This is a genomic window from Bacillus safensis, from assembly GCF_039619585.1.
Taxonomy (GTDB): domain Bacteria; phylum Bacillota; class Bacilli; order Bacillales; family Bacillaceae; genus Bacillus; species Bacillus safensis.
This window is the reverse complement of record NZ_CP154909.1, coordinates 3,507,179-3,519,852: the sequence shown is the minus strand read 5'-3', so window position 1 is coordinate 3,519,852 and position 12,674 is coordinate 3,507,179. Positions and strand designations below refer to the sequence as shown.

The 12,674-nt window shown below is 41.1% G+C and carries 11 protein-coding genes and 1 riboswitch; all 11 genes read left to right on the top strand.

Going from position 1 to position 12,674, the window contains the following annotated elements:
• Positions 1–210: 210 nt before the first annotated feature.
• On the top strand, positions 211–867 hold the full coding sequence (locus AAYR28_RS18120) for a type 1 glutamine amidotransferase domain-containing protein (protein ID WP_034281379.1): 657 nt from the start codon (positions 211–213) through the stop codon (positions 865–867).
• A gap of 141 nt (positions 868–1,008) precedes the next feature.
• Complete coding sequence (locus tag AAYR28_RS18115; RefSeq protein WP_065214972.1) at positions 1,009–2,136, top strand: hypothetical protein; 1,128 nt, start codon at positions 1,009–1,011, stop codon at positions 2,134–2,136.
• A gap of 56 nt (positions 2,137–2,192) precedes the next feature.
• Positions 2,193–2,296: riboswitch (TPP riboswitch) on the top strand.
• 87 nt (positions 2,297–2,383) lie between these two features.
• Positions 2,384–3,070 carry a thiaminase II gene (gene tenA, locus AAYR28_RS18110; RefSeq protein ID WP_106025428.1) on the top strand — a complete coding sequence of 229 codons (687 nt, stop codon included), beginning with the start codon at positions 2,384–2,386 and terminating at the stop codon, positions 3,068–3,070.
• On the top strand, positions 3,067–3,666 hold the full coding sequence (locus AAYR28_RS18105; RefSeq protein WP_120207979.1) for an ECF transporter S component: 600 nt from the start codon (positions 3,067–3,069) through the stop codon (positions 3,664–3,666). Before tenA ends, AAYR28_RS18105 begins: the two co-directional genes overlap by 4 nt.
• A complete protein-coding gene (locus AAYR28_RS18100) occupies positions 3,641–5,239 on the top strand; it encodes an ABC transporter ATP-binding protein (protein WP_061110278.1) in 1,599 nt (532 codons plus the stop codon). Before AAYR28_RS18105 ends, AAYR28_RS18100 begins: the two co-directional genes overlap by 26 nt.
• Positions 5,229–5,963 (top strand): energy-coupling factor transporter transmembrane component T family protein, encoded by a 735-nt coding sequence (locus AAYR28_RS18095; RefSeq protein WP_120207977.1) that lies wholly within the window; start codon positions 5,229–5,231, stop codon positions 5,961–5,963. The genes AAYR28_RS18100 and AAYR28_RS18095 overlap by 11 nt, the downstream gene beginning before the upstream one ends.
• A 150-nt stretch (positions 5,964–6,113) precedes the next feature.
• Entirely contained in the window at positions 6,114–6,953 is an 840-nt protein-coding gene (locus tag AAYR28_RS18090; protein WP_034281375.1) for a methyl-accepting chemotaxis protein, read from the top strand.
• 168 nt (positions 6,954–7,121) lie between these two features.
• A complete protein-coding gene (locus AAYR28_RS18085) occupies positions 7,122–7,937 on the top strand; it encodes a YwqG family protein (protein ID WP_034281374.1) in 816 nt (271 codons plus the stop codon).
• Between the two features lie 235 nt (positions 7,938–8,172).
• Entirely contained in the window at positions 8,173–9,006 is an 834-nt protein-coding gene (gene licT, locus AAYR28_RS18080) for a BglG family transcription antiterminator LicT (RefSeq protein WP_034281373.1), read from the top strand.
• A gap of 327 nt (positions 9,007–9,333) precedes the next feature.
• Positions 9,334–11,241 carry a beta-glucoside-specific PTS transporter subunit IIABC gene (locus AAYR28_RS18075; protein ID WP_111926979.1) on the top strand — a complete coding sequence of 636 codons (1,908 nt, stop codon included), beginning with the start codon at positions 9,334–9,336 and terminating at the stop codon, positions 11,239–11,241.
• Positions 11,213–12,631 (top strand): glycoside hydrolase family 1 protein, encoded by a 1,419-nt coding sequence (locus AAYR28_RS18070; protein WP_111926977.1) that lies wholly within the window; start codon positions 11,213–11,215, stop codon positions 12,629–12,631. Before AAYR28_RS18075 ends, AAYR28_RS18070 begins: the two co-directional genes overlap by 29 nt.
• The last annotated feature ends 43 nt before the right edge of the window (positions 12,632–12,674 follow it).

Below are 12,674 nucleotides of genomic sequence, written 5' to 3'. Positions count from 1 at the left end.
GTCAATCTTTCCTCATATTATATCACTCAATGACAATTTTACATGAAATTCCCTACCAATAGAATGTGACATATTGATTAGATTTCGAGTCATACCATATTTTTTAGAAAATCGGGTATAACATAATGAGCTGGCCTAAAGTCATATTGCTTGATATTTAATTGTGCAAAATATAAAATAACCACAGGATAAATCGAAAGGATGATCAAGATGAGTAAGAAAGTGTTATTAGTATCGACAAGCAGCCCAGAAATGAATGGACATCCAACAGGCTTATGGCTAGAAGAGTTGGCAGAGCCATTTCATATCTTTAAAGAAAATGAACTAGAAGTACAAATTGTCTCTATTCAAGGTGGCACTGTACCAATTGACAAAAATTCAATTCCTGAAGGTGTCCCAGCGCAATATCAAGATGTATATGAATTACTTCAAGACACAAAGGCGCTTACAGATGTGAATCCCGCTGATTATGACGGAATTTTCTTTGCTGGAGGGCACGGCCCTATGATCGACTTTGCGTCTAATCAACTGGTAGCGGATGCGATCTTAGCAGTTTCAGATAAAAATGGTGCGATCGGAGCCGTTTGTCATGGCGTTTCAGCATTCGTTGATGTGAAGGATGAAAATGGCAAATCATTTATCGAAGGCAAAAAAATCACAGGCTTCACAAACGAAGAAGAGGAAGCCGTGCAGCTGACATCAAAAGTTCCATTTTTATTGGAAACAAAACTTCGTGAGCAGGGGGCAGCGTTTGAAAAAGGAGACGCCTTTGCGCCATTTGCTGTCGTTGACGGACAAATCATCACTGGACAAAACCCGGGATCAAGTGCAGAAACAGCACGCTTGTTTGTCAAAACTATTGCATAAAACGATCAAAAACCAGTCGTGACTCATGCGGCTGGTTTTTTTGTTATAAAAATGTCCCAAAAAAGACCAAAACAGTAATTAGAATAATGGTAAAATAATCACAGGGTAAAAAACCCAAATGAGGAAAAAGGGGATGTTCCTGTGAGAGCATTTTATGTCAAAATCACCGCAGCTTTACTATCTGTTTTACTCGTCGCAACAGGTTTGTTGTCACCAGCATTAAAAGCAGAAGAAGCACCGAAATCAGAAGGGAAAATATCACCACTGACGGAAAAAGCGATTCAGCAAGTGCAAGAATCGTTTGAAAAGCAGGATGAAGGAACCGCTATTCAACAGAAGCAAGTGAAAAAATCATTTAAAGTGAATAAGAAGAAAGGAATCAGTATCAAACGAAAAGCTGCTAAAGAAGGCAAAATGCGCACGTCTGCCGTTCGCTCCATTGATGGACTAGCTATTAATCAATCGGCTGTCTTAACAGAGGACGACCCAGTTGATTTATGGTTTTTAAGCACATCTTCACCTCAGGCACTCATCAGCCGGATTACCTCTTCAAACCCTGATTATTTTGTTCAATTATTTGTTGTTGATTATGAAACAGGACAAGCCTACCCGACAGATTTGATTCAACCGGCAGGCAGCCTGCTTGGATTGACCAACTTACCAGCAGGTGATTATGCATTCGGTATTACAAGCGGCGGAGAATTTGGAGATTCCTACACGATACAAGTAAATGCAAAAAACCCGCCCAATTTCACGGGGGCTGTATCTCTTTCGTCCACCTTGCAATATTTTGTAGCTGAGTATGCAAACGGTGATGTATTTGCAAATGGTACAAAAGTATACAATAAGCAAACAAAGACAGCAAATTATGAATGGGAGCGTGTTTTTTATTTCTCTTATGATGGAAAATACGAGCAAAGAACTCATTCAATCTCAAGTGTGAAAGTAAAAAACATTTCGGCTCCTGTGTCATACTCAGCTCCTTATGCGAGCTCCTCAGAAGCCATCCTCGTTTACTTAGATGTTGAGACATTGTTTATGTACCATCAATCATCATATGCAAGCGGGCAATATTACCATGATACCTTTGTTGATACACTCGGGAAGACAACACCAAGACGCTTAGATATTGATGATATGACAAATTACGGTGATCATATTTTAGCTGTAGATTTAAAAACAGGAAAGCCGATTGATTTCTTCAGTGTGCTGAATTTCTACTATGCTGCAGGGATCGAGAAGCTGCCAACAATCAGAACGTTGAATTAAGAAAGGCGGTTGACATCAAATCGCCACATGTGTAGAGTAAAGATAATTAAATGACAAAAGTCCACTAGGGGAGTCATGTATGACTGAGACAAGAGAAAATCTTGGACCCTTTGAACCTGATCTAGTTCGTACTAGCGGAGGGAAGTGGAGCTGGACCTTGTCTTATTCATGATTGAATTGATAAGAAGGCCGCTCCATTTGGGGTGGCTTTTTCATTTATTCAACTGAAGAAGAGGAGGCTTTTTTTATGACATTTTCTACGCAATTAAGGAAAGAAGCAGAACCGTTATTTGAAGCCATTTATCAGCATCCGTTCGTCAGAGGCCTGGCAGCAGGAAAGCTGGAAAAGGAACAAATCATTCATTACGTCAAACAAGATGCAGAATACTTACAAGCATTCATTAAAATTTATGCAGCAGCGCTCAGCAGATGTACAGACAGAGAGGATATTGCGTTTTTTCATCAGCAGATTGCGTTTGTACTAGATAGTGAGACGCATCCTCATCAAAACCTTTGCCGAGTGGCAGGAGTAGCATATGATGAGCTCCAAGGTGCTTCTTTGGCTCCGAGTGCTCATCACTATATTCATCACATGCTGCAAGTCGCGCAAGAAGGCACGCTTGGTGAAATCATCGCTGTCCTGCTTCCATGTCCTTGGACATATTGGGAAATAGGGAAACGAATGCTTACAGATGTGCAGCCAGACCCGTCACATCCGTTTTATGAGTGGATCACGTTTTATGGAGGATTAACCGATTCTGTTACAGGTGAGCTTTGCAAGCGGCTCGATCAGTTGGCGGAAGCAGCAAGTGAGAAGGAAAAGGAAAAAATGAAACAGCATTTTATCTTAAGCTGCCAGCTCGAGTACAAGTTTTGGGAAATGGCCTTTACTGTTGAAGAGTGGCCAGTTCAACTGGAGGTGCATACATCATGACATGGAAGATGAAAGAAGTCGTCCTTGCAGTGATTTTATCCGTTGCGTGCGGTGTGATCTATTTAGGATGGTCCACGCTATACTTACCGATTACAGCACTTGTGGGCCCAGCAGGAGGCAACATCATGTTTGGAATATGGGTCATTGCCAGTCCAATCGTTGCATATATCATTCAAAAGCCGGGAGCTGCTCTGATTGCGGAAACAGCCGCCGCTGCTGTGGAATTATTGACAGGAAGCCACTTTGGACTTTCAGCTCTGCTGATTGGTGTATGCCAAGGGCTTGGGGCAGAAATCGCCTTTGCTCTTTTTGGTTATAAACGGTATCGCATGTGGACACTGATGCTCTCTGGTGCCTTTGCCGCTATCGGAGCGATGTCTTACAGTTTCGTGGCAAAAGGCTTTGGATATTACACGCCTCAAGTTTTACTTATGACGCTTGTGACTCAAATCATTAGTGGAATGATACTTGGCGGCTGCCTTGCGAAAGTGGTGGTGGACGCACTATCCAAAACAGGTGTACTGAATCAATATGCCATCATGAAAGAAAAACGAAACAAAGGTGAACAGCATGAATTCATTTCTCGCGTGCAATGAACTCTCTGTCCGTTTTTATGAACAGCCTAAGCCCGTTTTGCATCAAATCTCCCTTACGATTCAAAAAGGGGAAAAGGTGCTTATTTTAGGACCGAGCGGAAGCGGGAAATCCACGCTCATTTCGGTTCTGGCTGGAATCATTCCAGAGCATGTGGAAGCAGACATGCAGGGTGAAGTGGTGCTGCAAAGACATACAGGCGTCATGTTTCAAGATCCAGACTCTCAGTTTTGTATGCACCGCGTCAATGAAGAAATTGCTTTTAGCTTAGAGAACCGTTCCGTCCCTCGTGAAGAGATGGATGACATCATTCAGCAGCTCATGCAAAAAGTCCAACTGAATGTCGATCCGCATACAGAGATTCACACTTTATCTGGCGGCATGAAGCAGCGATTGGCACTTGCTTGTCTACTCGCATTACAGCCGAATGTTCTATTCTTTGATGAACCGACCGCACAGCTTGACCCGGCAGGTAGAATGGACATATTTCAACTGCTGCAGCAGCTTGCAGCCGATCAGCATCAGACCATGATTGTTGTAGAGCATGTGCTTGATGGTGTCATCGAATGGATGGACCGGGTGATTTTATTAGATGATCAAGGCAGCATTTTAGCAGATGGAGCTCCAAATGATGTGCTCGCGGCATATGAGGAAGAAATGAAAGAGGCAGGAATTTGGCGGCCAAAATTATTTCCCGAGAAATGGTCCACGATCATTCAAGATCCATTTCACCCACTGAGTCAAACCCTTATGCAAACCTTTGAAACAAGAAAAGAGCAACATGAAGAAATGTCGTCAATCAGTCGAGAGACAATGATTCGTACAGAAAATCTTCAATTAAGCTACGGGAAAAAGAGGATTATGAGTAACCTTCAGCTGGATATCAAAGCAGGAGATTGGGTGGCGATTATTGGAGAAAATGGAAGCGGTAAAAGTACGTGTCTCAAACATTTGATCCGCTTAGAGCCAGCTAAAAAAGGTCATATTTTCTTAAAAGAAACAGACCTTAAAAAATGGTCTGACCGACTACTTTATGAAAAAGCAGGCTTTGTGTTTCAAAATCCAGAGCTTCAATTTATACAAGACACAGTATTCGATGAAATTGCCTTTGGCGGCAGACAGCGAAACTGGCCAGAATCTGTCGTACAAGAAAAAACGGTTCAGCTGCTGGAAGAGTTCGGTTTAGAGAAGCATGCAAAAGCACATCCCTTCACCTTAAGTTTAGGGCAAAAAAGAAGATTGAGTGTTGCCACGATGCTCCTCTTTGATCAAGATGTATTGCTGTTAGATGAACCGACTTTCGGGCAGGATGAAAAAACGGCGAAGGAATTAATGAGGCGTTTAAAAGAGCGTCAGCGCCAAGGCACTACCATTGTGATGGTCACACATGATATGGAGCTTGTCGATGAGTGTGCCGATCAAGTGCTTCTGTTTCATCAAGGGAAGCATGTGTATGATGGCACTCCTTATGATTTATTTTCAAATCAGGAACTTGTTGATACATATCGGCTAAGAGCTCCTTTGCATTATCGCTATGTGGCAGAAAGAAAGGACGTGCTGACGATTGCAAAGTAATCATTCCTTTCTTTCTACTGTGAATCCAGTCATGAAATTACTCGCTCATCTGCTTGCGATGGGCTGTCTTATGGCGATTTCTGACCCTAAAACAACCTTTATCATTTGGCTGTTTGCTCTTGGCATTGGAGTTGTTTTAGGTGGATGGAATATGAAGTATCTCGTTACAAGGCTTGTCCCTTATCTGCTCTTTTTTATTCTCGTGTTCTGGATGATGGCGGCCTTCGGCAAGGGGGATCATACCGTTTGGAAGTGGGCGTGGTTTCATATCACAGAGGAGAGTTTAAGAAATGGGCTCACCATCGCTTTTAGAATGCTTGGATTTGTGACATTTGGTCTCCTTTTTACGTCCACAACAGATTTGACGGCATTTATGATGAGTCTGATTCACCAATGCCGATTGTCCCCAAAATGGGCGTATGGCATGCTTGCCGGCTTCCGGTTTATTCCGTTATTTCAAAGTGAATTAAAACAAATGAAAGCTGCACATAAAATCAGAGGCTACAAACAAAAAAACAGCTGGAAAGCCTTTATGCGTTATGCTTTGCCCCTTTTTACACAAGGTGTACGAAAATCAGAGCGCTTAGCGATTGCGATGGAAGCCAGGGGCTTCATAGGGACGAAAGAGCGAACGTATTATCATAACATCAGCACCTCATGGATTGACTATATGTATCTTTTTCTCATCGGTATCAGTGTCTTCATGTGCATTTACTTTGTTTAAAAAACACCCACATTCTCTTGATAGAATGTGGGCTTTTTATATGTCTTAGGTCATTTGATTGATATTAGTGCACATTACAGGCTGTAATAGATCATATAACGAACCGATAAAGAAGGTGTACTGAGAAATAGAGAGGATGAACGTAAGCGAATGTCACAGAGAATTGATAACATAATAGACGCTTTACCAATCATTGGACTTGCTATGAGAGAGCAGCTAACCTTTTCTGTTTTAGGGAAAGAGAAGGTTCTTTATTATCAGCAGCATGGGAATATTGATTTAGGATTTAAAGCTGGTGATGCACTAGATGCTGGATTCCAAAACTTTGCGATGTTGAAAAATGGGAGAGAACCATCGTTTATTCAAATTCCAAAAGAAGTATACGGGATTCCAATGGATATCGTAGCCGTTCCAATTTCTGATGAATCAGGTCAAGTGGTTGCTGCCTTCTGTGTGGCATATGACCAAACGAATCAACAACGATTAGATCACATCATGACGGAGAGCAACGAAGCTTCCGAAAAACTAGTCGCAATGGTACAGCAGGTTGCCGCACATTCAGAGGAACTACAAGCGACAAGTGAACAAATTCTACAAAATACGAAAACCACTGTCGAAAATTCCTCTAAAATCAATCAAGTGTCCAATCTCATCAAAGGTATCTCTGATCAAACGAACTTACTTGGACTCAACGCATCAATAGAAGCTGCAAGAGTAGGGGAAGCAGGAGCAGGTTTTGGAGTGGTCGCAACAGAAGTGAGAAAGCTGTCAACTCACGCGAAACAAGCGACGACTGATATTGAAACAGCCCTAAAAGATGTGCAGGGATCGATCAAAGGAATGGAAGAAGAAATTGCGCAAATTGTCGCTTCCTCTGAGCATCAGGCAGAGCTAGTAGGCACTTTCACAAAAATTATTGAAGGTCTTCACGAAACAAACGAAACGATGAAAGCATTAGCAAACGACTTAGTAAACTATCAAGTGAAATAAAAGAACGACAAAACCTCCAGCTGAATCGGAGGTTTTTTTACATTTTAAGAAGAGAAACTTGTTAGGATTTTGACCGATTTATCACTGACAGCCAGGGTACACTTCTGTATGATAGAAAAAGAGAGACAAGTTTTGGCATTAGACCTATTCATAAGGAGGAAGATCATCGTGACACAATCAGCGAAGCTGCAGGAAATACTTGCACCCTACCGTCCGTTGTTAGATGAAACGGAAAAACCAATGATTCAATTACAGATGAAACAAGGAAAAACAGGACCATACGACAGCAAAATAGCTGGTGATCCTTACTTCCCCAAAAACGACGAATATCCAGTTGACGGCGAAGGACATCCTATGAAACTTTTGGCCCAAATTAATTTCGGCCAGCTGCCCAAGCTGAAGGATTATCCAGAAACAGGACTTTTGCAAGTATTTATTTCTGTGCATGATGATCTTTATGGGATGAATATTGACCATAAAACAGAGCAAAAAGATTTTCGCATCAAATTTATTGAGGAACCTTTCTTGGCAGAAGAAGAGTTAATGACTGATTTTTCTTTTGTGGAAATTCCAGATGATTTTTATTTTCCTGTGACGAAGGAAGGTGCGATCACAGGTGAATTATCAAGCGAAACGATCAGTGTAGGAGATTTCCGCTTTGAAAAAGTCACAGGAAAGAACAGCTGGGACCTATTCGAAGATGCAGATGGTGTTAATGGCGATGAAGCAGATGCCCTGCTGGATGAGTTTTATGAAACAGCGAGTGGCTTTGGTCACAAATTGGGCGGGTATCCAGGGTTTACACAAGAAGATCCGCGTACCTATGTAGATCAAGAACATACCGTTCTGTTATTACAAATTGACTCAGATGATGAAGTAGATCTGATGTGGGGAGATTGCGGTATTGCCAACTTTTTTATCAAACCAGAAGACCTTAAACGAAGAAATTTCGAGAATGTCGTCTATAATTGGGACTGCTCTTGATTTTGTAAAATACACACTTTAAACACTCTTTTTAGAGTGTTTTTGTGTATTTTTTTAGACTTTTTTGCCCCTATTTCGTCATTTTTGAGAGGTAATATGTCATTCTTTCTAGTTGACCGTATCAAAAAAAAATGTAAAATCATCTTAAAGTCCTCTTTTTTGAAAATAATAATAACATGACATATGAATCAACGATAAAATGCTCGAAAAAGCGGAATGTACTGGGGGGTATCAATTGATCATTTCTAAAGTAATCAATAATAATGTTGTCAGTGCGTATGATGACGAGCAGCATGAGCTGGTCATTATGGGCAGAGGGATCGCGTTTCAAAAGAAAAGCGGAGACCCGATTGACGAAGAACGAATCGAAAAAGTATTTTCTATTCAAAATAAAGATATATCAGAAAAATTCAAAACCCTGCTTTATGATATTCCAATCGAGTATATGCAAGTGTGTGAGGCGATTATTGAGCATGCGAGAACAACCCTTAACAAAAATTTAAATGACAGCATCTATGTGACGCTGACGGATCATATCACCTTTGCCATTGAACGTCATCAAAAAGGAATGGACATCAAAAATGCCTTGCTCTGGGAAATCAAACGGCTGTATAAAGATGAGTTCAGATGCGGTCTAGAAGCTATTCGGATCATTGAGGACAAGCTGAGCATCCATCTTCCTGAGGATGAAGCCGGCTTTATTGCCATGCATATTGTCAATGCAGAGCTCAATGAAGAAATGCCAAACGTTATTCAAATCACCAAACTCATTCAAGACATTTTAAACATCGTTAAGTATCACTTTCAAATTGATTTGGACGAGGAATCATTAAATTATTTCCGTTTTGTTACGCATTTGAAGTTTTTTGGTCAGCGTCTGTTTAACGAAACACAGATGGAAAATCAAAACGAGTTTCTGTATGAAGTGGTAAAAGAGAAAAACACCGCAGCTTTTCAGTGCGCAGAAAAAATTAACGATTATGTTCAAAAAGAATACAACCGAAGTCTCATAGAAGATGAAATGCTATATTTAACTTTGCATATAGACAGAGTAATAAAAAGAAAATAAATTCAAAAAAGAAAGCGTTGACATCACAAAATTAACATGATAATTTATAACTATAAACTAAATAACCACAATCTTTTAGGATTGTTACTGGTCAAGCAGGCAAAACCTAAATCATTGTCCCTATCTATGATAAGGCGTGATTTAGGTTTTTTTATATCTAAAGACTTATAAAAATTAAATAACGATCAATCGCTATGAAGGATTGTTACTGGTTAAGCAGGCAAAACCTAAATATCGATTAATGTCTGAATCGCTATTTCTCGGACATTAATGGATGTTTAGGTTTTTTCTATATCAAGATGAAATCAACGATTGGAGGGTAATACAATGAACCACAAACAAACAGCAAAAGAAGTGCTAGAACTTGTCGGCGGTGAAAAGAATGTTAAGCAAGTTACGCATTGTATGACAAGACTTCGCTTCAACTTATACGATGAAAGCAAGGCAGATAAAGAGAAGCTGCAATCAACAGACGGCGTCATGGGCGTGAATCAAAGCGGAGGCCAATATCATGTCATTATCGGCAATGATGTCTCAAATGTCTATCAAGCGATGATCGCTGACTCAGGTCTATCATCTGATGTAAAGTCAGGCGGTACAGAAGAAGCGTCAAAGCAAAATGTGATATCAAAGCTTTTCGATTTTATCTCTGGTGTCTTCACACCGATTCTTCCAGCCATCGCTGGGGCCGGTATGATCAAAGGGATTTTGGCACTGATGCTCACATTCCAGTGGATATCAGATAAAAGCAGTACGTATGCGATTTTAACAGCCATTGGAGATGGAGCCTTTTACTTCTTACCGATTCTGCTTGCTGTAAGCGTAGCCAAAAAAATTGGCACAAATCAGTATATCGCGGCTGCCATTGCAGCAGCAGCACTGCACCCGCAGTTAACCGCTTTACTGGGCGCGGGAAATACAGAATTTCTAGGCTTGCCAGTGGTTGCCGTTGTGTACTCTTCATCGGTGATTCCAATTCTGCTCACCATCTGGCTCGGTTCATATGTTGAAAGATTCGCAGAAAAATATAGTCCGAAATCATTAAAGATCATCCTTGTTCCAACAGTCACACTTCTAGTCGTTGTACCAGTTATGCTCATCGCGGTTGGACCGCTTGGCGGGATTATCGGAAGTGGCCTTTCAGGTGGAATTGATTTATTGTTCAAACATGCAGGTCTTTTGGCCGGACTCTTGATCGGCGGCTTCATGTCACCATTGATCATTACGGGCATGCACTATGCACTGCTTCCAATCATGATCAACAACATTACGTTAAACGGTTTTGACTTCATTCTTCCAATGATGTTTGTAGCAAATATGGCACAAGCAGGCGCAGCATTCGGTGTCTTCTTAAGATCAAAAAACAAAACATTTAAATCATTGGCGATGTCTACAAGTATCACAGCCTTAATGGGTATTACTGAACCTGCTATGTATGGTGTGAACATGCGATTGAAAAAACCGTTCCTTGCAGCCCTTATTGGTGCAGCAGCAGGCGGCGTGTTCATGTCAATCTTTAAAGTAAAATCATATGTGATATCTGGATCAGCAGGCCTTCCAGGTCTCCCAACATTCATTGGACCAACATTTGTCTACTCAATCATCGGCTTAGTAATCGCCTTTGTCGTAGCAACGATCATGACACTTGTTCTCGGATTCAAAGATGTACCAGTGAAAGATGATACAAAAGCAGACAAACCAGAAGAAAAGAAAGACACAGCAGCACTTCAAAATGAAGTGGTACAAAGCCCGCTTGAAGGTCAACTAAAGCCGCTCAATCAAGTAAATGATGCAACATTCTCTAATGAAATCATGGGTAAAGGTGCAGCCATTGTACCAACAGCTGGGCGTGTTGTAGCACCTTTCAACGGCAAGGTTGAAACCATTTTCCACACAAAACATGCCATTGGTTTGAAGAGTGAACAAGGTACAGAACTTCTCATTCATGTGGGGATTGACACGGTAAAACTTGACGGAAAGTATTTTACAAGTCATGTGCAGTCAGGTGATCTGATTCAAGCAGGAGATGTACTCATTGATTTTGATATCGAGGGCATTCAGCAAGAAGGCTATGATGTCACCACACCTGTTATTGTCACCAACACAAACGATTTTGCACAAGTTGATGCGAAAACAGATGGAACGATTACAGTGAAAGAGACACTGCTTACAGTCAGTGTTGAAGAAAAAGAGGAGGGTATTCAACATGAACAAGTTAGAAAAAACATTTCCTAAAGGTTTCTTATGGGGCGGCGCTGTTGCAGCCAACCAAGTTGAAGGCGCATATAATCAAGATGGAAAAGGCTTATCGACAGCTGATGTATCACCAAATGGTATTATGCACCCATTCGATGAATCAATGAAAGACCTTAACTTATATCATGATGCAATCGATTTCTACCATCGCTATAAAGAAGATATTGCACTCTTTGCAGAAATGGGATTCAAGTGCTTCAGATTATCCATTTCTTGGCCGCGTATTTTCCCAAATGGCGACGATGCGGAACCGAATGAAGCAGGCCTCGCTTTTTATGAAAAAGTATTTGATGAACTGCATAAGCATGGAATTGAGCCAGTTGTCACCATCTCTCACTATGAAATGCCGCTCGCACTTGTGAAAAACTACGGCGGATGGAGAAACCGTAAGCTTGTGGATCTTTATGAAACATACGCGAAAACATTGTTCACCCGCTTTAAAGACAAAGTAAAATATTGGATGACCTTCAATGAAATCAACGTTGTATTACATGCGCCTTTCACTGGCGGCGGACTTGTATTTGAAGAGGGTGATGACGAGAAAAGCATTCAATATCAAGCAGCGCATCACCAATTTGTTGCAAGTGCTTTGGCTGTCAAAGCAGGACACGAAATCATTCCTGATGCGAAAATCGGCTGTATGATTGCAGCGATGACAACTTATCCGTACAGCTCAAGACCAGAAGATATGTTTGCTGCAATTGAGCAAGACCGTAAAACATTATTCTTCTCAGATGTACAGGCAAGAGGTTATTACCCAGGTTACATGAAACGTTATTTCCTTGAAAATGACATCAACATCGAGTTCCAAGAAGGGGACGAAGATATTTTAAGAAACCATACAGTGGACTATATTGGCTTCAGCTATTATATGAGCTTTGTGACAAGTACAGATCCAGAGATTCTTGGACAAGTGACTGGCGGTAACTTATTTGAAGGTGTGAAAAACCCTTATCTAGAAGCAAGTGATTGGGGCTGGCAAATTGATCCGAAAGGACTTCGTACAACACTGAATCAGCTGTATGACCGCTACCAAAAGCCATTGTTTATCGTAGAAAATGGATTGGGTGCTGTCGATCAAGTAGAAGAAGACGGATCCATTCAAGACGATTACCGAATTGATTACCTCAGAAGCCATTTGCTAGAGGCGAGAGAAGCGATTGCAGACGGAGTTGACCTGATCGGTTATACAAGCTGGGGCCCAATTGACCTTGTCAGCGCATCAACGGCTGAAATGAAAAAACGCTACGGCTTCATTTATGTTGACCGTGATAATGAAGGAAACGGTACATTAGATCGAAAGAAAAAGAAAAGCTTCGATTGGTATGAACAAGTGATTGCGACAAATGGTGAACATTTGGATGCATAAAAGAAAAAGACAAACCGCCATACTGCGGTTTGTCTTTTTTTCT